The organism is Saccharothrix sabaoui (assembly GCF_051756985.1).
Lineage (GTDB): Bacteria > Actinomycetota > Actinomycetes > Mycobacteriales > Pseudonocardiaceae > Actinosynnema.
In genome coordinates, this window is the sequence record NZ_JBPKJK010000159.1 from 1 (window position 1) to 20,206 (window position 20,206).

Consider the following 20,206-nt stretch of genomic DNA (forward strand, 5'->3'; position numbering starts at 1 on the left):
GAGTTCTGCGGTCGGGTCAGGCGGTGGCGGCGGCGGCCACGGCCTGGACTGCGGCGGTCGGGGTCCGGCGCGGGTCGGTGACCAGGAAGAGGGTGCTGTCGGGCAGGTCCCGGGCGCGGTGGAGGGTGCCCGCGTCGAGCTGCTCGGCCACCGCCACGCGCGGCAGCACGGCCCAGCCCAGGCCCGCGACCACGCACGACCGCACGGCCTCGATGCTGCCGAACCGGGTGATGCTCGACGTCGCCGACAGCTCGCGCACGAACCGGTCGCTGTACGAGCAGCCCTCCTCCAGCAGGAAGTACCGCTCGTCGAGCACGACACCGGGCGCGCACACCAGCTCGATCGGCTCCACGCCCACCGCCGTCACCCTCAGCCCCGGCGCGACGACCGCGTCCTCCAGCACCAGCGCGAGGTCGAGCGTGCCGTTGCGCACGCCGGCGATCGCCTGCCTGGTGCCGGCGGGCGACAGGTGCACGGTGATGCCCGGGTACCGCAGCGCCACGTCGGCCACCCGCTGCGGCAGGCGGTACGCGCACACGGACTCCGGCGCCGCTATCCGCACGTCCCCCTCGACGGCGGTGCCGCCGCGCACCGCGTCCCGCAGCCGCTGCTCGGCGGTCAGCACCTCCCGCGCGTGCTCGACGGCCTGCCGACCGGCCTCGGTGAGCCGGGCGCCGGTGGGCAGCCGGTCGAACAGCCGCGCGCCGAGGTGCCGCTCCAGGGCCTTGACCTGGCTGGTCACCGTGGATTGCACGAGGTGCAGCTCGGCCGCCGTGGCGGTGAAGCTGCTCGTGCGCGCGAGCACCAGGAGGGTGCGCAGGAGACGGGTGTCCACCGAATCGAGAATAGCGATGGACACCATCGCTGGGAATCGTTGGACTCGATGAGGGGACGTGATGGATGCTCGGCCCATGACCGAGGTCCTCCGCTACACCGCCTTCACGACCGACCCCGAGGGCGGCAACCCCGCCGGTGTGGTGCTCGACGCCACCGGCCTCGACGACGCCGCCATGCTGCGGATCGCCGCCGAGGTCGGCTACTCCGAGACCGCCTTCGCCGTCCCCCGCGACACCGACGGCGACTACGACGTCCGCTACTTCAGCCCACTGGTGGAGATCCCGTTCTGCGGGCACGCGACGGTCGCCACCGCCGTCGCCCTCGGCCGCACGGGCACGCTGCGGTTCCACACGCCGGCCGGGCTGGTGGAGATCACCACCGACGGCCGCACGGCGAGCCTGACCAGCGTCCCCACGTCCTCCGCGCCCGCGCCCGGCGCGGACGTCGCCGCCGCGCTCGCGGCCCTGGGCTGGGACGCCGCCGACCTCGACCCGCGCTACCCGGCGCACTGGGCGTCCGGCGGCGCGCGGCACCTCGTGCTCGCGGTGCGCGACCGGGCCCGGCTGGCCGCGCTCGACTACGACTTCGACGCGCTGGGCGACCTGCTCCGCGCGAACGACGCGGTCACCGCGCACCTGGTGCACCAGCGCGACGACGACACCTTCGACGCGCGCGACCCGTTCCCGGTGGGCGGCGTCGTCGAGGACCCCGCCACGGGGGCGGCGGCCGCGGCGTTCGGCGGCTACCTGCGCGCGCTCGGCCTGGTGACCGCGCCGCGGGTGCTGACCGTGCACCAGGGCGTGGACATGGGCCGGCCGAGCACGCTCACCGTCCACGTCTCGCCGGACGACCCGCGGATCACCGTGACCGGCGCGGCCGTCCGGATCTGAGGGCGGCCGAGGGGGGCTACACCCGTTCCAGCACCACGAGGGGGATCTCGCGGTCGGTCTTGGTCGCGTACTCGTCGTAGGCCGGCCACACCTCGGTCATGAGCGCCCACAACCCGGGCCGCTCCTCCGGGGTCGCCACCCGGGCCCGCGCGCGGAACACGTCCGCCGCGACCTGGACCTCGACCGCGTCGTCCTCGGCGATGTTCTTGAACCAGGCCGGGTGGTCGGGCGCGCCGCCGGAGGAGGCGACCACCACGTACGCGTCGCCGTGCGGCTGGTAGATCAGCGCGGTGCGGCGCGGCACGCCGGACTTCCGGCCGGTCGTGGTGAGGAGGAGGGTGAAGACGCCGGGGCGCCACTCGTGGCCCTCGGCGCCGTTCGTCTCGACGTACCGCCGGATGTGCTCGTTGACCCAGTCGACGGGGCTGTCCACTACTGACATGCCCCCGACGCTACCGAGGTCGGGCGGGCCCCGCCGAACGGTTCGGGGGCCGCCCGACCCCGGTGGCGCGGCCCTCGGCGGGGCGGAGCGGCCCTCAGTAGATCTGGCAGGCGAGCTTCATCTGTTCTCCTCCGTCACGGGCCGTCGCACGGGCCCTCCGCCCACTATGACCGGCACGGGGGCTGGCGGGTCATGCGAAAGGGGGATAGAAGGGCGTTATGCCCGAGCTCGAACTGCGCCACCTCAGGGCGGTCTGCGCGATCGCCGACGAGGGCAGCCTCACGAAGGCGGCGACCCGCCTGGGCCTCACGCAGCCCGCGATGAGCGCCCAGCTGCGGACGGTGGAGCGGATCGTCGGCGGACGGCTGTTCGACCGCACGCCCGGCGGGTCGTCGCCGACGGACCTCGGCAGGCAGGTCGTCGGCACGGCGCGGCTGGTGCTGGACGAGGTCGACCAGCTGGTGTCGCTGGCCCGCGAGAGCGCCCGCGGCGGCGCGCCCGGCGGCCCCCTGCTCGTCGGCGGCGTGCCCACGCTGTTCTTCGGGCACTTCGTGGAGGAGCTGCGCCGCGCGGTCCCCTGCTCGGAGGTGCGCACCGAGATCACGCCGGGCGCCTCGGACCTGCTGGAGATGCTGGTGTCCGGTCAGGTGCACCTCGGCGTGCTCGACCGGTTCGAGGGGATGGAACGCCGGGAGCTGCGCGGCCTGGAGGTGCGGCGGCTGGTCAGCGAGCCGCAGTTCGTGGCGCTGCCGGAGTGGGACCCGCTGGGCGAGCAGGACGAGGTGGACCTGGCGCAGCTCGCCGACCGCGACTGGGTGTGCCGGCCGGACGAGCTGGTCGGCAACCGCATCCAGGTCTCCGCGGTGTGCGCGGCGGCCGGGTTCACGCCCCGGTTCACGCACCACGTGAACGAGGCGGGCACCGCGCGCGGCCTGGTCGCCAACGGCGCGGTGTCGTTCGCCCTGCCGCAGTCGCGCGGCGGCGACGGCATCCTCGTGCGGCCCCTGCGCGGCGCGCCGCTGATGGTGGACCTGATGCTCGCCACGCGGCGCGAGGGACCGGCCGCCGGGCGGGCGCACGACGTGTTCGCCGCCGCCGCGCGGGCCTACCGGGCGCTGCTGCCCCGCAACCCGGGCTACGCGAAGTGGTGGGCGGAGCACCCCGAGGCGCACCGCGAGATCGACGCGGCCCTGGCGCTCGACTGACCCCCGGACCGCCGGTACCAGCCGTTCCGCCCGCGCCCAGGCGGGTTTTCGAGACGCGGTTCGCCGGTTCGCACCCTCGTGCGGCCGGGCCACCCGCTGCCACGGTGGTGCGACGACCCCGCGCGAGAGCCAGCCGCCGGCCCCCGGGCCGTGCCGGCACCGGGTGGAGGGGTGCTCTCCCACGCCCCTCCACCTCCCCCTCCCCCGGTCACGCGGCGGCGCGCACCGCGTCCTCGATGGTCGTGGGCGCGCGGCCGATCAGCTTCTCCAGGTCGGGCCGCACCCCGGCGAGCGCGCCGCGGCCGATGCAGACCTCGATGTCGGTGAGCAGCTCGGCCACGAAGGGCGGCAGGCCGAAGCCCGTGAGGCCCGCCACGCGCTCCTCGGCGGTGACCGGGGTGTGCGTGGTGCCGCGCAGCGCGGCCAGCTCGTCGAAGCTCCACGCGCGCGGCCCGGTCAGCTCGTGCACGACGCCCTCGTGGCCGTCGGTGGTGACCGCGACGGCGGCGGCCAGCGCCAGGTCGTCCCGGGACGCCGAGGCGATCCGCCCGTCGCCCGCGGCGGTCACGACGGGGCCCGGGTTCAGGTAGTTCTCGTGGTACATGCCGTTGCGCAGGAACGTGAACGCGAGGCCGCTGTCGCGGAGGAGCCGCTCGGTGGCGGCGTGGTCGGCGGCCAGCGCCAGCGGCGAGGTGTCGGCGTCGGTGACCGACGTGTAGAAGACGTGCCGCACGCCCGCGTCCACCGCCGCCCGCACCGCCGCCCGGTGCAGGTCGAGCCGCTCGGGGCCGTCGGCGGAGACCAGCACGAGCCGGTCGACGCCCGCGAACGTCGCCGACAGGTCGCCCGCGAAGTCGCCCGGCCGGACCTCCACGCCGGGGACGTCCACCTCGCGCGGGTCGCGCGCCGACGCCACGACCTCGCCGGCCGGCACGCGGTCGAGGGTGTGCCGGAGGATCAGGGAGCCGAGGTGGCCGGTCGCGCCGGTGATCAGGATCGTCATGGCGACGACGGTAGGCAGGACACTAACTTTTCGGCAGTACCCACTTCTCCGTACGGTACTTACGTTTGGGAAAGCTCGCAGGTAGCGTCGTCGTCGTGAAGCCGGATGGTGATGTCTACGACCGCAACTGCCCGTCCCGCCTGATCGTCGGCCACGCCACGAGCCAGTGGGGCAGCCTGGTGCTGGGCAAGTTGCTGGACGGCACGCTGCGCTTCGGCGAGCTGCGCCGCGCGGTGGCCGGGGTGAGCGAGAAGATGCTGGCCCAGACGTTGCAGGCGCTGGAGCGGGACGGGCTGGTGCACCGCGAGGTCCACCCCGTGATCCCCCCGCGCGTGGACTACTCGCTCACCCCCGCGGGTACCCACGTCGCGGAGCGGATCAGGGGGTTGTTCGGGTGGATCGAGGAGAACCTGCCGGAGCTGGTGGCGGCCCAGCGCGCCTACGACGCGCGGCGGGACGGGAGCGTGTGACAGCGCTCAACCGAACGCGACAACGGGTGAATTCCAGGTGGGCCTTGCCAGAATGGGATTCATGACGCAGCCCTTCACGGACGATAGTCACCCGGCCGAGCCCTATCCGGGCGCTCGGCCGGGACACTGCTTCGTGCACCTCGACGGCGCCGGCTGGCCGGTCACCCCCGACCGGGGCGCCGACTCCGGGTGGCGCGTGGCCCCGGACGGCCGGGACCTCGACGAGTGGCTGGCCGGGCACGGCGAACCGCCGCTGGCGGGCCGGATGCCGGTGCTCGCCTACGGCTCCAACGCCAACCCCGCCAAGGTGACCTGGCTGCGCGAGGAACTCGGCCTGACCGGCCCGGCGGTCGTCCTGCGCGCCCGCTGCGAGGGGCTCGCCGCCGTCTGGGCGGCCGGGCTGCGCAAGGTCGACGGGCAGCGGCCGGCGACGCTCGCCGCGGTGCCGGGCGTCGAGGAGGAGCACGCGGTGTGGTTCGCCACCGCGGAGCAGCTCCGGGTGCTCGACCGCTGCGAGGGCCGGGGGCTGCGCTACCGCCTCGTGCGCGTGCGCACCGGCCGCGTGACCCTGTTCGACGGCGGCGTCGTCGACTCCGTGCTCGCCTACACCGGCGCCGGGTCGAGGCGGATGCCGCTGCTGGTCAACGGGCGGCCGGTGCGCTGCGCCGACGTGGACCAGGCCGGCGCGGCGCGGCTGGGCGGGTGGCCCGCCGCGACCGACGGCCTGGACGTGGTGCCCGTGCACGGCGACCCGTCCCCCGACGACTGGCCCGACCGCCTCTTCACCTACGGCACGCTCCGGCCCGGCATGGCCGCGTGGCCCCTCGTGGAACCGCTGACCAGCGGCGACCCGGTGCCCGCCCGCCTGCCCGGCACGCTGCACGACACCGGTCGCGGCTACCCCGCCCTGCGCCCCCGCGCCGTGGACGACGCCGGTCCCGGCGTGCCCGGCCACGTGCTGCGGCTGGAGCACCCCGAGGACGCCCTGCCGGTGCTCGACGAGTACGAGGGCGACGAGTACACCCGCGTGCGCGTCACGCTCCCCGACGGCCTGGTGTGCTGGACCTACCTGTGGACGGCCGAGCTGGGCGACATGCCCGAGCTGCCCGACGGTTGGGTGGGGAGCAACGCGTGACACGCCCAATACGGTGAATTGTTGGCAGACCGACCCAACCACCTGCCCGCTGGGTACGTCCTCCCAGTGAGGACCACTCACCGGACCAGGAGGTGGACATGAGGCGACCACTCGCGGCGAGCGCGGCGTTCGGCGCCCTCGCGGTCGTGCTGTCCGCGTGCGGCGGCGGCAGCGGCGGCGAGGCCCGACCGGCGGCCGACCAGTCGGGCATCGTGGTGGCGACGTCCTCGGGCGCCGCACCCGGCAGCTCCGCACCGGACAGCGCCGCACCGGACAGCGCAGCGCCCGTGCCGCCGACCTCGCCGGCGGCGAGCGCCGCCCCGGCCTCGGGCCGCTGCTCGGCGGCCGTGCTCGCGGGCGAGGTCCAGCCGACCGACGCGGCCACCGGCAACCGCTACGCCAAGCTCGTGGTGACCAACAACGGCACGGCGCCGTGCACGCTCAACGGCTACAGCGGCCTCCAGCTGCTCGACGCCGGCGGGCAGCCCGTGCCGACGGCCCTGGAGCGCGACGCCGACCCGGGGCCGTCACCGGTGGTCCTGCCGCCGAAGGCGCGGGCCGCGGCGAACCTGCACTGGACCGTCGTGGCCACCGACGCCGAGCCGGTCGACCGGCCGTGCGAGCCGGAGGCGACCCAGGCGGTGGCCATCCCGCCGGACGAGACCCAGCCGATGAGCCTGGCCTGGAACTTCGGCCCGGTGTGCGCCGGCGGTCGGATCGTCATCAGCGCGTTCTACGCTGCCTAGGTGATCCAGTCCAACGTCCCCGGTCACGCCGGGGAACTCGCCGTCCGCACCTGGCCCAACCTGGACGCCTCCTGGCTCGCCGTGCTCGTGCACGGGTACGGCGAGCACGGCGGCCGGTACGGGCACGTCGCGGAGGCCCTGGTCGAGGCGGGCGCCCTGGTGGTGGCCGCCGACCACGTCGGGCACGGCGGCTCGGACGGCGAACGGGCGCTGATCACCGACTTCGAGGGCCTGGTCGCCGACGTGGGCGCGGCGGTCGACTCGGCCGCGTCCGACCTGCCCCTCGTGCTGGTCGGGCACTCGGTGGGCGGCCTGGTCGCCGCCCGGTACGCGCAGCTGCACCCGCCGGCCGCCCTGGTGCTCTCCGCGCCCGTCCTGGGCACCTGGCAGGGGCTCGACATGCTGTCCCCGGCGGAGGTGCCGGACACGCCGATCGACCCGGCCGCCCTGTCCCGCGACCCGGAGGTCGGCAAGCGGTACGCCGCAGATCCCCTGGTCTGGCACGGCCCGTTCAAGCGACCGACCCTGGAGGCCCTGGAACGGGCCCTGGACGAGGTCAACTACGGCCCGTCCCTGGAGGACCTGCCGACCCTCTGGCTGCACGGCGACGCCGACGACCTCGTGCCGCTCGCGGACACCCGCACCGGCACCGACCGCCTGCGCGGCCTGCTGTTCGAGGAGCGCGTCTACCCCGGCGCCCGGCACGAGGTGTTCAACGAGACCAACTCGGCCGAGGTGCTGGCCGACGTGGTGGCGTTCGTCCGGCGGGTGCTGGACCTGGGCTGATCACGGGGCCGGGTGGCGCCCGGGTCGGGTCGGGACCGGGTCAGTCGTCCCAGCCCTCGTCGTCCCAGTCACCGCTGTCGGCGCTGCTCTCCGCACCGCCCACGACCGCGCCGTGCGGACCCGCGAAGGCGTACTCGTCCTCGTAGTGCGCACCACCGGGGTAGGACACCGCGCTCACCTCGTAGTAGCCCGCGCCCTCGGACCCGGCGCCCACGAAGCCCTCGTGGAAGTACGCCACGTCGTCGTCGTACGCACCGGCCTCGACCTCGTGGACGAACGAGCCCTCCGACGAGGCGGCCACGGTGTAGTTCTCGTGCTCCGTGTGGGTGCCGGGATCGGCCGAGGCGATGCCCGCGGCCCCGATCAGCAGCGGCAGCGAGACCGCGCTCGCGGCGATGAACCGGATGACAGTGCGCATGGGAACCTCCTGAGTGTTTGTGACCATGCGCGAGTCATCGTCGTCTCGGCGACGCACCACCGCCCGCCGCCGACCACATCGTGTGATGCGCTGTTTCAGCCCGCCAAAACGCGCTGATCAGGGGTCATCACGAGGGGTGCTCGAAGGGCACTGCTTGTGGGTGACGGCAAAGGGCCGCTGACACCCCCCGACCGTGTCGTGGACAATTCCGTCCCGACATGGTGGGACAAGACCTGGAGCTGCTGATCACCGCGGTGGTGGCGGCCGACGACGAGCGGCAGGCGCGCGACGCCTGCGCCGGCCTGCTGCGCCTGGGCGGGCGGGTCGTGCGGGCCACCGACTGCTCCGACGAGGAGCCGGGCTGCTGGTCGGTGACGATCAGCCGGCCGAGCGGCGAGCGGGTGGCGCGGAACGTGGCCGCCGCGCTGGCCCGCGCCGTGCGGTCGTTCGTGCGGCTGCTGGGCGACGACCTGCCGGTGCCGCGGGTGGCGTGCGAGCCGCCGACGGCGTGGACGGTGCTGGACGACCCGGACCGGCTCGACGGCCTGCTGCCGGGCGGGGAGCGGCTGCTGGTGGAGGCGTGGGTCGGCGGCGACCCGGCGCACCGCGGGGAGGTGCCGGACGGGCCCGGGGAGCCGGCCGCGCCCGAGGTGGGCACGGGCACCCGCCTGCTGCTGCGCGTCGACGTGCACACCGACCGCCCCGAGCGGGCCGAGTGGCAGGCACGGGCGGTAGCGAGCCGGGTCGCGGGGAATGGCAAGATCACCCGAGTGGCTCCTCTCGGGCACCTGCAGAGCGTGCACATCGATCTTGGTCTGAAAGTTACTTCGGCCACGGTCGCGCTACAGGACGCCGCCGCGTCGCTGGGCCGTTCGGGGTGGACGTCCGTGGAGTGGGTCGGCGAGTCCGGGACCACGCGCTGGTCAGCCACAACCGTCCCACCGAGTGGGATCGCAGCCCTGGAACTCACAGCGACGCCCGCATCGGCATTCGTGTGGACGGTGCCCGGCTGAGATCCACTTCGCTGAACCGAACGAGTGGATTTGCCATTCCACCCGGTCAGCCGATCTTGCTTGTGAAACACGAAACTTTAGGTACTACTTTCAACTATAGGAACACCAGCGAGCGCCCAGGAGGGGTCGGTACCGGACATGGCCACCGTCGAAGAAGTTCGCACGGCGATCGCCCAGGCCGTCAGCAAGGCGAACGACAGCATCAACGCCCTGCAACAGGCCGCCGACCTCGCCGAGGACGCCCAGGCCCTGCTCAGCCAGACCACGCAGGGCAGCGGCCAGTCCGAGGTCGAGCAGGCCAACGCGCACTTCGCCGAGGTCGCGGGTGGTGTGACCGACCTCCAGAACCAGCTCCGGGCCGGTATCAACCAGGCCGAGAGCTACAACTCAGGGCTCTGACGTGGCGACGGTGGGCGAGATCAGGGTCGCGCTCGACCAGAGCTGCGAGTTCCTCCGCGACGCCTACCGCTGCGTCCGGGAGGCGCGCGACGCGCTGGACGAGGCCGTCGGCCTGCTGTCCGCCGCGAGCGCCCACCACCCGGAGTCCCTCGTGCCGCCGGAGTTCACCAAGGCGGGTGAGATGTTCGCCGACGAGCTGGAGCTGATCGTCGGCAGCATCGAGCTGGTCCAACGAGTGTCCGGGGAGCTGTGACGTGAGCAGGCGTGACGAGCGCCGCAGGAGGATCGAGGCCGCCTTCGAGGAGTTCCGCGCGGCGGTCGCCGCCGCGCTGGGCAACGCCTCGCGCGAGCACCGCCTCCTGGCCGACGAGCGCGCCCGCGACATGTTCGAGGTGATGCTGCGCGGCGACGGCGTCGACCGGGCGCTGGAGGACCCGCTGCTGGCCGGGGCGCTGGCGAACCCGCTGTTCTCCCAGCAGCTCGCGCGGGCGCTCGTCGACCGGGTCGAGGCGTTCCGCGAGTGGTCCGAGCAGGGCCCGGACCAGCTGGCCGCCCTGGTCGACGCGGTCGCCGAGGGCCCGGCGTCGTGGCCGCACGAGTCGTGGCTGGGGCGGCCCGGCAACGCGGACGGCGGCGAGCCCGTGCCGGAGCTGTGGCGCGTCGGCACGGGCGTGGTGCGCAGCGCCCCGGAGCCCCGGCGGTTCCCGGTGGCGGTCCCGCTGCTCGACCACGCGCACCTGCACGTCTCGTCCACGCACGAGAGCCGCCACGCCGCCGAGGGGCTGGTGGAGAACCTGCTGCTGCGGGTGCTCAGCCACTTCCAGCCGGGCCTGGTGCACGTCCACGTGTGGGACGTCAACGCGCTGACCGGCTCGCTGCCCGGCCTGTACCCGCTGACCAGGGCGGGCCTGCTGACCGTGCACGACCCGTCCCGGCTGCACGAGCTGCTCGACGAGCTGTCCGACCACATCCGCCGCGTGCACACCGACGTGCTGGTGGAGGGCCACCAGTCGGTGCGGGCGGCGGGCGGGCGGCGCACCGAGCCGTGGCGGGTGGCCGTGCTGTTCGGCAACCGGCGGGCGCTGCGGGAGGAGCACCAGCAGCAGTTGCAGCGGGTGGCCCGCAACGGCCTCGCCGCGCGCGTCGAGCTGGTCATCGTCGACATCCCGATCACGGTGAACTCGCCGATCGAGACCGTGGTGGTCGCCGCCGACCAGACCGCCACCTGCACGATGACCGGCGAGCACGTCACCGTGGCGCTCGACCCGCCGTTCCCGCGCGCCGCCGTGCCACGGGCCTGCGCGGCCATCGCGGACGAGCGGGAGGCGCGCCGCACGCGGCAGAGCACGTTCGCCGACCTGCTGCCCGAGCAGCTGTGGCGCGAGTCCTCGGCGGCCGGCGTCGCCGCGCCCGTCGGCCACCAGGACGGCGAACCGGTGCTGGTGGGCCTGGGCGACACCTCGCCGCACGCGCTGATCGGCGGTCCCAGCGGCTCGGGCAAGACGAACTTCCTCTACGCCATGCTGGGCAGCCTCGCCGCCCGGTACTCGCCCGACGAGCTGGAGCTGTACCTGCTCGACTTCAAGGAGGGCGTGTCGTTCGCGCAGTTCGCGCCGGGCCGCAAGGACCCGACGTGGCTGCCGCACGCCCGGCTGGTCGGCGTCAACGTCAACACCGACCGCGAGTTCGGCGTGGCGCTGCTGGCGTTCCTGTCCGACGAGATGCGCCGGCGGGCCGACGCGGCGAAGCGGCACGAGGTCACCAAGCTGGAGCAGCTGCGCGAGGAGGACCCGGCCGGGCACTGGCCGCGGATCGTGGCCGTGATCGACGAGTTCCAGTACATGTTCGGCGAGCGCGACCCGGTCACCGCCCAGGCCACCCAGCTGCTGGAGGACGTGGCCCGGCGCGGCCGGTCGCAGGGCATCCACCTGGTGCTGTCGAGCCAGGACGTGTCGAGCATCCAGGCGTTCTGGGGCCGGTCGGCGATCTTCGAGCAGTTCACCGTGCGCATCGCGCTGCCCAAGTCGCGCCGCGTGCTGGCCGACCTGAACGACGCCGCCGCGGAGCTGCCCCGCTGGCACGCGGTGGTCAACCACGAGTCGGGCGTGCGGCCGGGCAACGAGGTGGCGCGCATCCCGGACGCCACCGCCCGGGGCACGATCGACGCCCTCCAGGGCGAGCTGCACCGCCGCCGGCCGGCCGACCTGGCCGAACCGATCCTGTTCGACGGCAGCAAGGTGCCCGTGCTGGCCACGCTGCCGGACTTCCGGGCGCTGCGGCCGAGCGACGGCAACCCGACCGTGCTGCTGGGCCAGGTCATCGACGTGGCGGGCAGCGCGGCCAAGGTGCGCCTGGCCCGCACGCCGGGCCGCAACGTCGCGGTGCTCGGCTCGATCGTCCAGGAGGCGGCGGCCGTGCTGAACGGCGCGGCGCTGTCCCTGGCCCGCCAGCACGAGCCCGGCGCCGCCCGGTTCAGCGTGGTGTGGCTGGTCGAGGACGCGAAGCCGTTCGCCGAGGAGCTGTGCAAGCAGCTGCACGACGTGGGCCACGAGGCGTCCCTGAAGGACCTCAACGACGTGCAGGACCTCCTCGTCGAGACGGCCGGGGGCATCGCGGCGCGGACCACCGACCGGACGCCCGCCCCGCCGCTCCCCCACTACCTGGTGGTTTACGGCGTGGACGCCGCGCACACCCTGTTGGAGACCAAGGACGACACCAGGACGTCGGGCGTGGACCGGCTGCGGACCGTGCTGCGGCACGGGCCGGAGCACCGCACCCACGTGCTGGGGTGGTGGCGCGGCGTGCAGCGGTTGAAGAACAGCCTGTCGCCCGGCGCCTACGACGACATCGGCGCGTGGGTGGCGTTCGACATCCAGGGCAAGGAGCTGCTGTCGCTCGGGCCGGAGCCGGTCCTGTCGTGGTCGCCCCGACCGCGGCGCGGGCTGTTCTTCGACCGGTTCGAGCACTCGCGGCCCGAGGTCGTCATCCCGTTCGACACCCGGGAGGAACCATGATCAGCCACGTGTCCGCGGTGCCGGCGCAGCGGGGCCACGCACCGGCGCAGCGGGTCCACGGGGAACCCGGCCACACCGGGGGCGGCGGGGCCGAGGCGGTCCCGGGGGTCCCGGGGGTCTCGGCGGTGGAGCGGTACAAGGAGCTGATCGGCCTCGCCGGCGAGTCGGTCGACCGGATGCGCGCCCACGACCGGGTCCGGGCGCGCGAGCTGCTGGACCGGCTGGCCGCGTCCCAGGAGCGGGTGGTCGAGGTCATCGAGCGGGAGAAGCTGGTGCGCGCCGTCGTGCGGGTGCACTGGGAGGCCGTCGTCGAGCTGCTCTGGGAGGAGCGGTGGATGACGATGACCCCGGTGCCCGCGCCGGACGAGTCGGTGCCGCCGCGCCCGCAGCACGAGTACGACGAGGCGATGGACCGCGCGTTCGAGGCGCTGGAGGAGTCGCTCCAGAAGCGCACCCTGCTGCGCCGCAAGGGCGCCTGACGGGCCGGGGTACCTGACGGGCCGGGGTACCTGGCGGGCCGGGCGCGGCTAGAAGTCCCAGGAGACGACGACCGTGCCGAAGTCCGTGTCGGCGCCCGCCCTGCGGTAGGTGGCCAGCGCGGCGGCGTTGTCCCGCTCGGTGCCGCCCCACGCGCCGGTGCAGCCCCGCGCGCGGGCCAGGTCGACGAGGGCGCCGACGAGGGCGGTGCCCACGCCGCGCCGCCGGTGCGCCTCGTCCACGCCCAGCTCGTAGAGGAACATCTCCACGCCCTTGTCGGGGTGGATGGTCTCCACGCCGGAGACGAACCCGGCGGGCTCGCCGTCGACGTAGGCGACGAGCAGGTGGTGCCGGTCGTCGGCGAGGAACGCCCGGGTGGCGTCCTCGCGCGGCGCGGCGTCGAACAGGTGGCCCGCGGCCACGACGGCGTCGAACGACGTGACGCGGCGGATGTCCACGCGGGTCAGGGTAGCCCCCGGGTGATGATGCGGTCATGCGCGAACTGACCACCCCGGCCGACGTGGCCGCGGCCGGCCCCGACCCCCTGGTGCGCTGGGCCGCCCAGTCCCTCCTGCCCGGGTACTGGCGCGCCGGCGGCGCGGCGTGGGCGCACGGCGGCGCGGTGGCCGTGCTCGCGCCGGGCCTGAACCGGCACGACCGGCTGGTGGCGGCGGGCCCGGTGGACGACGTGGGCGCGCTGCTCGACGCGCACGCCCGGCCGGGCACCGCGCCGCTGGTCACCGAGGAGCTGGCCGCCGCTCTGGGGTGGCCGGTGCGGGGCGTCTTCGGGTGGATGGAGCGCGGTGGGCGGCTGCCCGAAGCCCGTCCCGGGTGGCCGGCTCCCGGGTGGTTGGCTCCCGAGTGGCTGGGCGAGGACGAGCACGACGCCGTCGAGTCCCTGCTGCGCAAGGCCAACCCCGACACGTACGTGTGGCCGCACGAGCCGGGGCCGACCCGCTGGGCCGGGCTGCGCGTGGACGGCGTGCTCGCGGCGGTCGCGGCGGACGCGTGGTCGGCCCCCGGCGTCGGGTTCGTCGCGGGCGTGGCGACCCACCCGGACCACCGGGGCCGGTCGCTGTCGACGGCCCTGTGCGCGTTCGTCGTCCGGGACCTGCTGGCGGAGCGCGGGACGTGCGCGCTGATGGTCAACGCCGACAACCCGGCCGCCATCGCCGTCTACCGCCGGTTGGGGTTCGGGTACCGGTCCGTAGCGGCCCTGCGGGACGCACGTCACACCTGATCGCCGGAACAGCCCACCGGGCCCGCGCGGTTGTCGCCCTTATGACACTGCCGAGCACCTCGCGTGAGATCCGCCTGGCCTCGCGGCCCGAGGGCTTCCCGACCGCCGGGGACTTCACCCTGGCCGAAGCGCCCGTGCCGACCCCCGGCGAGGGCCGGCTCCTGGTCCGCAACCGGCTGATGAGCGTCGACCCGTACATGCGGGGCCGGATGAACGCGGTCAAGTCCTACGTGCCGCCGTTCGAGGTCGGCGAGGCGCTCAGCGGCGGCGCGGTCGGCGAGGTCGTGGCGTCGGAGGACCCCGGCTTCCAGGTGGGCGACACCGTGCTGCACGACCTGGGCTGGCGCGAGTACGCCGACGTCGACGCCTCCACCGCGGTGAAGGTCGACCCGGCCGCCGCGCCGCTCGGCGCGTACCTGGGCGTGCTGGGGATGCCCGGCATGACCGCGTACGCGGGCCTGCTGGAGGTGGCGGCGATGCAGGAGGGCGACGTCGTGTTCGTCTCCGGCGCGGCGGGCGCGGTCGGCCAGGTCGCCGGCCAGGTGGCGAGGCTGCGCGGCGCGAAGCGCGTCATCGGCAGCGCGGGCAGCGCCGCCAAGGTCGAGTACCTGGTGGACGAGCTGGGCTTCGACGCGGCGTTCAACTACAAGGACGGCCCGGTCGTCGAGCTGCTCGCGGACGCCGCGCCGGACGGCATCGACGTGTACTTCGACAACGTCGGCGGCGACCACCTCGACGCCGCGCTGGCCTCGTTCAACCCGTACGGCCGGGCCGCGCTGTGCGGCTCGATCTCCAACTACAACACGCGGGAGCCGGTCGGCCCGACCAAGCTCGGCCTGGCCGTGGGCAAGCGGCTCACGCTGCGCGGCTTCCTCGTGTACGACCACAGGCACCTGCAGGGGCGGTTCACCGAGGAGGTGTCCGGCTGGATCGCGGAGGGCGCGCTGCGCTACCGGGAGACGGTCACCGAGGGCATCGAGCGCGCGCCGGAGGCGTTCATCGGGATGCTGCGCGGGGAGAACACCGGCAAGGCGCTCGTCACCCTGTAACCGCCGTAGCCCGCCGCGCGGTGCCCCGGCGGGCTACGGCCGGACCAGTTCGCCGTCGGCGGCGACGACGCGCCCCGCGCGCACGACCAGCGTGCGCGGGGCGCGGTCCATCACGGCGGCGGTGACGGTGTCGCCGGGCACCACGACCAGGTCGGCGGGCGAGCCCTCGGTGAGGCCGAGGGACCGGCCCAGCACGGCGGCGCCGCCGCGGGTGGCGATGTCCGCGCACATCTCGACCTGGTCGTCGCGGCGGAAGCCGCCGCGGTACGCGAGCTGCCAGGTCCGGTCGAGCATGTCGCCGTTGCCGTAGGGGGACCAGTAGTCGCGGATGCCGTCCTGGCCGAGGCCGAGGCGCACGCCCGCGCGGCGCAGCCCGAGCAGCGGCAGGGGTTCCCGCGCGCCCGGCGCGACCGTGGTGACCGCGACGTCGTGCCCGGCGAGCAGGTCGACCAGCTCGCGCTGCCGATCGGCGTCCACTGTGGACAGCGCGAACGCGTGGCTGATCGTGACCTGCCCCTGCATCCCGAGCGCGGCGACCCGCTCGCACACCAGCTCGACCTCGAACGCGCCGAGCGAGCCGGTGTCGTGCAGGTGCACGTCCACCCCGCGCTGGTGCTTCTCCGCCAGGCCGAACACGAGGTCGAGGTGCCGCACCGGGTCGCGGTCGACGCCCGCCGGGTCGAGGCCGCCGACGAGGTCGGCACCCGACCGCAGGGCGGCGTCGAGCAGCTCGGCGGTGCCCTTCTCGCGCAGGATGCCGCACTGCGGGAACGCCACCACCTCGACGTGCGCGCGGTCGGCGTGCGCCTCGCGGGCGGCCAGCACGCCGTCGAGCCGGTCCAGCCCCGAGTCCACGTCGACCTGCGCGTGGCTGCGGACGTGCGTCGCACCGGACGCGATGGTGCGCCCCAGCGTGCGCGTGGCGCGGTCGGCGACGGACTCCTCCGCGTCGCGCCAGTGGCGGCGGTCGTCCTCGACCAGCTCGGCGAGGCCGGTCCCCGCGCTGTGCGGGCGGAAGGGCAGGCCGAGGCGCGTGGAGTCGAGGTGCGCGTGCGCGTCGGTGAACGCGGGCAGCAGCACGCCGCCGCGCCCGTCGACCGCGGGCGTGCCCCCGGGTGCCGTCAGGTCGGGTGCGACCGCCGTGATGCGGCCGTCCGCGCACAGCACGTCGACGGCGGGGGCGCCGGGGCTGTTCGGCCACGGCCGCACGGAGCGGATCAGCAGGTCACCGGTCATCCCGCGACGCTAGCCCCGACGGGGTGAACCCGCCGGCGAGGGGCGCGCCGGGGATCAGCTTGCCGGGGTTGAGCACGCCGGTCGGGTCGAGGGTGCGCTTGACCGAGGCCAGCACGTCCACGCCGAGCGCGCCGATCTCGCCCTCCAGGTACGGCGCGTGGTCGGTGCCCACCGCGTGGTGGTGGGTGATCGTGCCGAGCCCGGCGACGGCCTCGGCCGCGGCGGCCTTCGCGACCCGCCACTGGCCGACCGGGTCGTCGGGGTCGCGGGCGGTGACGGCGGTGAAGTACAGGGACGCGCCGGTCTCGTAGGCGTGCGAGACGTGGCACATGACCACGCACCGCCGCCCCAGGGCGTCGACCAGCGCCCCGCGCACGGCGTCGCGCAGCTCGGAGAGCCGCGACCAGTGCGCGGCGGTCTCCAGGGTCTCGACGCACACGCCGACCTCCATCAGCGCGTCGCGCTGGCGCGGCCCGGCGAACCGGCCGTGCCGCCACGCCTCGCCGAGGGCGGTCCCCAGGGCCACCAGCTTCGCCCCGCGCGGCGCCGGTCCCCGCAGCGCCGATCCCCGCAGCACCGGTCCCCCCAGCACCGGTCCCCGCAGCGCCGGTCCCCGCAGCGCCGGTCCTCGCAGCGCCTCCCGCTTCCGGCGGCGGACCTCGCGCGGGGTGCTCCCGTGCCAGCCCAGGACCAGCAGGCACGGTTCGGCCACGCCCCGCGCCCGCAGGTACGCCTTGAGCGCCGAGGTCTTCCAGCCGCCGGTCAGCGCGAGCGACACCTCGGTCTCGTCCGCGTCGGACAGCCGGGTGACGTCGGCGAGCACCCGCCGCTGGGCGAGGTCGCGCACGACCTCGGTGCCGCGTTCCCAGCCGTCCACGAAGAACCCCTCGTAGCGCTCGACCGCGGGGCGCGGGCGCAGCCGCAGCTCCACCTCCGTGATGACGCCGAACGCGCCCTCGCTGCCGACCACGAGCTGCTTGAGGTCGGGACCGGCGGCGGACGCGGGCGCCGCGCCGAGCCGCCACTCGCCCACCGGCGTGCTCAGCCGGACGCCCTCGACCAGGTCCTCGAACCGGCCGTAGCCGGAGGACGCCTGGCCGGCCGAGCGGGTCGCGGCGAACCCGCCGATCGTCGCCCGCTCGTAGGACTGCGGGACGTGGCCGAGGGTGAAGCCGTGCGCGGCGAGCAGCCGTTCGGCCTCGGGCGCGGGCAGGCCGGCCTGGAGCACGGCCAGGCGGGACACCGGGTCCACCGAGACGAGCCGGTCGAGCCGGCTCAGGTCCAGGGCGATGACGGCGGCCTTGTCGCCGCGCAGGGCCGTGACGCCGCCGACGACGGACGTGCCGCCGCCGAACGGGACCACCGCCACGTCGTGCTCGACGCAGGTCCTGAGGACCTCGGTGACCTCCTCGGGCGTGCCGGGCAGCACCGCGGCGTCGGGCACGGCGAGGTCGCCGTCGCCGCGCTGCCGCAGCAGGTCCAGGTAGGACAGGCCGCCGGCGCGGCCCAGGCGCGACCCCGGGTCCACCCGGACGTGGCCGGGGCCGACGACGGCGCCCAGCGCGGCGCGCGCGGCGTCGCCCAGGGCCGAGTCCGGCACGACGGGCGCGCGGGCCGGGGTGGTGGCGCCGGTGAGCCCCGTCCGCCGGCGGAGCCACGTGAGGGCGTGCGGCGGCAGGTGCCCCTGGTCGGTGGTCCACCGTCCCCGGAGGGTGTGGTCGATGCGCTCGGTCACCGCTACAGTGTGACACATGACGTCTCAACGTCACAGTGATGACGCGCTCCTCGACGCGGCCCGCGACTGCGTGGTCGAGGTCGGGGTGCGGCGCACCACGCTGACGGACATCGCGAAGCGCGCCGGCGTGAGCCGGATGACCCTCTACCGCCGGTTCCCGGACGTGGGCACGCTCGTGCGCGCCCTGATGACCAGGGAGTTCACCGCGCTGCTCGGCCGCGTCGAGGTGACCGGCGCGACCGCGCGGGAACGGCTGGTCGACCAGGCCGTGCAGGGCATCCGGCTGCTCGCCGCCGACCCGCTCATGCGGCGGGTGCTCGACCTGGACGCCGAGCTGATGCTGCCCTACCTGGTGCAGCGGCTCGGCAGCACGCAGCGGATGGTCGAGGCGTTCCTCGTCGCGCGGATCGCCGAGGGGCACGCCGACGGGTCGGTCCGGGCGGGTTCGGCCACCGCGCAGGCGCGGCTCGTGCTGCTGACGACGCAGTCGCTGGTGCTGTCGGTGCGGCCCGCGACGACCGACCTGGACTTCGACGACCTGCTGGCCGAACTCGCCGCCTACCTCGACGCGGCGCTGTCGTGAGCACGTCCCTCAACGCCGCGCGGCGGGCCCGCGACCTGGACCACGTCTCGTCGACGCCGGTGGACCTGCTCGTCGTGGGCGGCGGCGTGACGGGCGCGGGCGTGGCGCTCGACGCGGCGGCGCGCGGCCTGACCGTGTGCCTGCTGGAGGCGCGCGACCTCGCGTTCGGCACGTCCCGGTGGTCGAGCAAGCTCGTGCACGGCGGCCTGCGCTACCTCGCCCGGGGCGAGGTCGGCCTGGCCCGGGAGAGCGCCGTGGAGCGCGGCATCCTGATGACCCGCACCGCGCCGCACCTGGTGCGCGCCCTGCCGCAGCTCGTGCCGCTGCACGGGCGCTCGCACGACCCGGTGGTGATGGCCGGCCTGCGGGCGGGCGACGTGCTGCGGCGCGCGGCCCGCACCCCGGCCGGCGTGCTGCCGCCACCACGCCGCGTGCCCGCCGCCGAGGCCCTGGCCCTCGCCCCCGGCCTGCGCCGCGCGGACCTGCGGGGCGGCCTGCTCGGGTTCGACGGGCAGCTGGTCGACGACGCCCGCCTCGTGGTGGCCCTGGCCCGCACCGCCGCCGGCCTGGGCGCGCGCGTGCTGACCAGGACCCGCGTGGACGCCCTGACCCCCACCGGCGCCACCGCCACCGACACCCTGACCGGCGAGTCGTTCACCGTGACGTCCCGTGCCGCGGTGAACGCGACGGGCGTGTGGGCGGGGTCGCTGGTGGACGTGGACCTGCGCCCGTCGCGGGGGTCGCACCTGGTCCTCGCCGCCTCCACCGCCGGCCTGACCGGCACCGCGCTGACCGTGCCGGTGCCCGGGTCCCGCAACCGCTTCGCCCTGCTGCTCCCCCAGCAGGACGGGCGCGTCTACGTGGGGCTGACCGACGAGCCGGTCGACGGGCCGGTCCCCGACGTGCCCGAGGTGCCGCGGTCCGACGTGGACTTCCTGCTCTCGGTGGCGTCCTCGGTCCTGGAGCGCCCGCTGGCGCACGCCGACGTCCTGGGCGCGTTCGCCGGTCTCCGCCCCCTGCTGGCGGGCACGGGCGCGAGCGCCGACCTGTCCCGCCGGCACGCGGTGCTCAAGCGGGACAACGTCACCACGGTCGTGGGCGGCAAGCTCACCACGTACCGCCGCATGGCCGCGGACGCCGTGACCGCCACCGGCCTGACCGCGGTCCCCACCCGCACCGCGAACCTGCCCCTGGTGGGCGCGGGCCCCGCCACCGGCGCGCCCCACCTGGTCGCCCGCTACGGCAGCGAAGCCCCCCGCGTGGCCGAGGTGGGCGAGGTCGCCTGGGCGGTCCACCACGAGGGCGCCCTCGACGCCGACGACGTCCTGGACCGCCGAACCCGGACCGGCCTAGTCCCCGCCGACCGAGCCGCCGCCGAACCCGAAGTGACCCGCCAAGTGGCAGAAGCCCTGTCCACCCTCACCTAACCCGCGAGAGTCCAACGCTCAGGCCCCGAGAGTCCAACGCCGGGGCCTCGAGAGTCCAACACTCAGGACCCCTGAGTTCTACGTTCCGGACGTAGAACTCA

22 protein-coding genes are annotated in these 20,206 nt (G+C 75.1%); 15 read left to right on the top strand and 7 right to left on the bottom strand.

Translation table 11 applies throughout. The features are described 5' to 3' along the window. Nucleotides 1-16 precede the first annotated feature (16 nt). Nucleotides 17-835, bottom strand: a complete 819-nt coding sequence (locus ACR807_RS33775; protein ID WP_438925541.1) for a LysR family transcriptional regulator — start codon at nucleotides 833-835, stop codon at nucleotides 17-19. A 76-nt stretch (nucleotides 836-911) separates the two neighbouring features. Between ACR807_RS33775 and ACR807_RS33780 the strand changes: the two genes are divergently transcribed. Further along, nucleotides 912-1,727 carry a PhzF family phenazine biosynthesis protein gene (locus tag ACR807_RS33780; RefSeq protein WP_438925542.1) on the top strand — a complete coding sequence of 272 codons (816 nt, stop codon included), beginning with the start codon at nucleotides 912-914 and terminating at the stop codon, nucleotides 1,725-1,727. Between the two features lie 16 nt (nucleotides 1,728-1,743). Here the strand turns inward: ACR807_RS33780 and ACR807_RS33785 are convergent, their stop codons facing one another. Beyond that, the gene (locus ACR807_RS33785; protein WP_438925543.1) at nucleotides 1,744-2,169 is read right to left on the bottom strand and encodes a nitroreductase family deazaflavin-dependent oxidoreductase; all 426 of its coding nucleotides are present in this window, start codon (nucleotides 2,167-2,169) and stop codon (nucleotides 1,744-1,746) included. 218 nt (nucleotides 2,170-2,387) lie between these two features. Between ACR807_RS33785 and ACR807_RS33790 the strand changes: the two genes are divergently transcribed. Next, nucleotides 2,388-3,374, top strand: a complete 987-nt coding sequence (locus tag ACR807_RS33790) for a LysR family transcriptional regulator (RefSeq protein ID WP_438925544.1) — start codon at nucleotides 2,388-2,390, stop codon at nucleotides 3,372-3,374. Between the two features lie 208 nt (nucleotides 3,375-3,582). Here ACR807_RS33790 and ACR807_RS33795 read toward each other — a convergent pair whose 3' ends face one another. After that, nucleotides 3,583-4,377, bottom strand: a complete 795-nt coding sequence (locus ACR807_RS33795) for an NAD(P)H-binding protein (RefSeq protein WP_438925545.1) — start codon at nucleotides 4,375-4,377, stop codon at nucleotides 3,583-3,585. A 95-nt stretch (nucleotides 4,378-4,472) separates the two neighbouring features. On the opposite strand from ACR807_RS33795, the gene ACR807_RS33800 reads away from it, so the two are divergent. The 4 genes from ACR807_RS33800 (at nucleotide 4,473) to ACR807_RS33815 (ending at nucleotide 7,514) form a co-directional block, all read left to right on the top strand. Then, nucleotides 4,473-4,847, top strand: a complete 375-nt coding sequence (locus ACR807_RS33800; RefSeq protein ID WP_438925546.1) for a winged helix-turn-helix transcriptional regulator — start codon at nucleotides 4,473-4,475, stop codon at nucleotides 4,845-4,847. A 61-nt stretch (nucleotides 4,848-4,908) separates the two neighbouring features. Beyond that, complete coding sequence (locus ACR807_RS33805) at nucleotides 4,909-5,982, top strand: gamma-glutamylcyclotransferase (protein WP_438925547.1); 1,074 nt, start codon at nucleotides 4,909-4,911, stop codon at nucleotides 5,980-5,982. Nucleotides 5,983-6,080: 98 nt separating this feature from the next. After that, nucleotides 6,081-6,728, top strand: coding sequence for a DUF4232 domain-containing protein (locus ACR807_RS33810; protein WP_438925548.1), 648 nt, complete (start codon nucleotides 6,081-6,083; stop codon nucleotides 6,726-6,728). Beyond that, a complete protein-coding gene (locus ACR807_RS33815) occupies nucleotides 6,729-7,514 on the top strand; it encodes an alpha/beta fold hydrolase (RefSeq protein ID WP_438925549.1) in 786 nt (261 codons plus the stop codon). A 40-nt stretch (nucleotides 7,515-7,554) separates the two neighbouring features. On the opposite strand, the gene ACR807_RS33820 is transcribed toward ACR807_RS33815, so the two are convergent. Further along, nucleotides 7,555-7,932, bottom strand: a complete 378-nt coding sequence (locus tag ACR807_RS33820; protein ID WP_438925550.1) for a hypothetical protein — start codon at nucleotides 7,930-7,932, stop codon at nucleotides 7,555-7,557. A gap of 218 nt (nucleotides 7,933-8,150) precedes the next feature. On the opposite strand from ACR807_RS33820, the gene ACR807_RS33825 reads away from it, so the two are divergent. The 5 genes from ACR807_RS33825 to ACR807_RS33845 all read left to right on the top strand — a co-directional run bounded on the left by ACR807_RS33825 (nucleotide 8,151) and on the right by ACR807_RS33845 (nucleotide 12,837). Then, the gene (locus ACR807_RS33825; RefSeq protein WP_438925551.1) at nucleotides 8,151-8,945 is read left to right on the top strand and encodes a hypothetical protein; all 795 of its coding nucleotides are present in this window, start codon (nucleotides 8,151-8,153) and stop codon (nucleotides 8,943-8,945) included. Nucleotides 8,946-9,083: 138 nt separating this feature from the next. Next, the gene (locus ACR807_RS33830) at nucleotides 9,084-9,344 is read left to right on the top strand and encodes a hypothetical protein (RefSeq protein ID WP_438925552.1); all 261 of its coding nucleotides are present in this window, start codon (nucleotides 9,084-9,086) and stop codon (nucleotides 9,342-9,344) included. Nucleotides 9,345-9,354: 10 nt separating this feature from the next. Further along, nucleotides 9,355-9,597: a hypothetical protein gene (locus ACR807_RS33835; RefSeq protein ID WP_438925553.1), complete on the top strand. Its 243-nt coding sequence runs from the start codon at nucleotides 9,355-9,357 to the stop codon at nucleotides 9,595-9,597. Nucleotide 9,598: 1 nt separating this feature from the next. After that, nucleotides 9,599-12,358, top strand: coding sequence for an FtsK/SpoIIIE domain-containing protein (locus tag ACR807_RS33840; protein WP_438925554.1), 2,760 nt, complete (start codon nucleotides 9,599-9,601; stop codon nucleotides 12,356-12,358). Beyond that, nucleotides 12,355-12,837: a hypothetical protein gene (locus tag ACR807_RS33845; RefSeq protein ID WP_438925555.1), complete on the top strand. Its 483-nt coding sequence runs from the start codon at nucleotides 12,355-12,357 to the stop codon at nucleotides 12,835-12,837. The genes ACR807_RS33840 and ACR807_RS33845 overlap by 4 nt, the downstream gene beginning before the upstream one ends. A 48-nt stretch (nucleotides 12,838-12,885) precedes the next feature. Here ACR807_RS33845 and ACR807_RS33850 read toward each other — a convergent pair whose 3' ends face one another. Beyond that, nucleotides 12,886-13,293 (bottom strand): GNAT family N-acetyltransferase, encoded by a 408-nt coding sequence (locus ACR807_RS33850; RefSeq protein ID WP_438925556.1) that lies wholly within the window; start codon nucleotides 13,291-13,293, stop codon nucleotides 12,886-12,888. 35 nt (nucleotides 13,294-13,328) lie between these two features. On the opposite strand from ACR807_RS33850, the gene ACR807_RS33855 reads away from it, so the two are divergent. Next, complete coding sequence (locus tag ACR807_RS33855; protein ID WP_438925557.1) at nucleotides 13,329-14,075, top strand: GNAT family N-acetyltransferase; 747 nt, start codon at nucleotides 13,329-13,331, stop codon at nucleotides 14,073-14,075. Nucleotides 14,076-14,116: 41 nt separating this feature from the next. After that, nucleotides 14,117-15,124: an NADP-dependent oxidoreductase gene (locus ACR807_RS33860; RefSeq protein ID WP_438925558.1), complete on the top strand. Its 1,008-nt coding sequence runs from the start codon at nucleotides 14,117-14,119 to the stop codon at nucleotides 15,122-15,124. A gap of 33 nt (nucleotides 15,125-15,157) precedes the next feature. Here ACR807_RS33860 and ACR807_RS33865 read toward each other — a convergent pair whose 3' ends face one another. Beyond that, nucleotides 15,158-16,360: an amidohydrolase gene (locus ACR807_RS33865; protein WP_438925559.1), complete on the bottom strand. Its 1,203-nt coding sequence runs from the start codon at nucleotides 16,358-16,360 to the stop codon at nucleotides 15,158-15,160. Beyond that, nucleotides 16,350-18,095, bottom strand: coding sequence for an FAD-binding oxidoreductase (locus tag ACR807_RS33870; protein WP_438925560.1), 1,746 nt, complete (start codon nucleotides 18,093-18,095; stop codon nucleotides 16,350-16,352). The genes ACR807_RS33865 and ACR807_RS33870 overlap by 11 nt, the downstream gene beginning before the upstream one ends. 16 nt (nucleotides 18,096-18,111) lie before the next feature. On the opposite strand from ACR807_RS33870, the gene ACR807_RS33875 reads away from it, so the two are divergent. Further along, a complete protein-coding gene (locus tag ACR807_RS33875) occupies nucleotides 18,112-18,678 on the top strand; it encodes a TetR/AcrR family transcriptional regulator (protein ID WP_438925561.1) in 567 nt (188 codons plus the stop codon). Further along, entirely contained in the window at nucleotides 18,675-20,105 is a 1,431-nt protein-coding gene (locus tag ACR807_RS33880) for a glycerol-3-phosphate dehydrogenase/oxidase (RefSeq protein ID WP_438925562.1), read from the top strand. The genes ACR807_RS33875 and ACR807_RS33880 overlap by 4 nt, the downstream gene beginning before the upstream one ends. The last annotated feature ends 101 nt before the right edge of the window (nucleotides 20,106-20,206 follow it).

Coding starts and splice junctions, on each gene's coding strand:
- ACR807_RS33780 (WP_438925542.1), top strand. CDS start 912: ATGACCGAGGTCCTCCGCTACACCGCCTTCACGACCGACCCCGAGGGC.
- ACR807_RS33785 (WP_438925543.1), bottom strand. CDS start 2,169: ATGTCAGTAGTGGACAGCCCCGTCGACTGGGTCAACGAGCACATCCGG.
- ACR807_RS33790 (WP_438925544.1), top strand. CDS start 2,388: ATGCCCGAGCTCGAACTGCGCCACCTCAGGGCGGTCTGCGCGATCGCC.
- ACR807_RS33795 (WP_438925545.1), bottom strand. CDS start 4,377: ATGACGATCCTGATCACCGGCGCGACCGGCCACCTCGGCTCCCTGATC.
- ACR807_RS33805 (WP_438925547.1), top strand. CDS start 4,909: ATGACGCAGCCCTTCACGGACGATAGTCACCCGGCCGAGCCCTATCCG.
- ACR807_RS33810 (WP_438925548.1), top strand. CDS start 6,081: ATGAGGCGACCACTCGCGGCGAGCGCGGCGTTCGGCGCCCTCGCGGTC.
- ACR807_RS33820 (WP_438925550.1), bottom strand. CDS start 7,932: ATGCGCACTGTCATCCGGTTCATCGCCGCGAGCGCGGTCTCGCTGCCG.
- ACR807_RS33825 (WP_438925551.1), top strand. CDS start 8,151: ATGGTGGGACAAGACCTGGAGCTGCTGATCACCGCGGTGGTGGCGGCC.
- ACR807_RS33830 (WP_438925552.1), top strand. CDS start 9,084: ATGGCCACCGTCGAAGAAGTTCGCACGGCGATCGCCCAGGCCGTCAGC.
- ACR807_RS33845 (WP_438925555.1), top strand. CDS start 12,355: ATGATCAGCCACGTGTCCGCGGTGCCGGCGCAGCGGGGCCACGCACCG.
- ACR807_RS33855 (WP_438925557.1), top strand. CDS start 13,329: ATGCGCGAACTGACCACCCCGGCCGACGTGGCCGCGGCCGGCCCCGAC.
- ACR807_RS33860 (WP_438925558.1), top strand. CDS start 14,117: ATGACACTGCCGAGCACCTCGCGTGAGATCCGCCTGGCCTCGCGGCCC.
- ACR807_RS33865 (WP_438925559.1), bottom strand. CDS start 16,360: ATGACCGGTGACCTGCTGATCCGCTCCGTGCGGCCGTGGCCGAACAGC.
- ACR807_RS33875 (WP_438925561.1), top strand. CDS start 18,112: ATGACGTCTCAACGTCACAGTGATGACGCGCTCCTCGACGCGGCCCGC.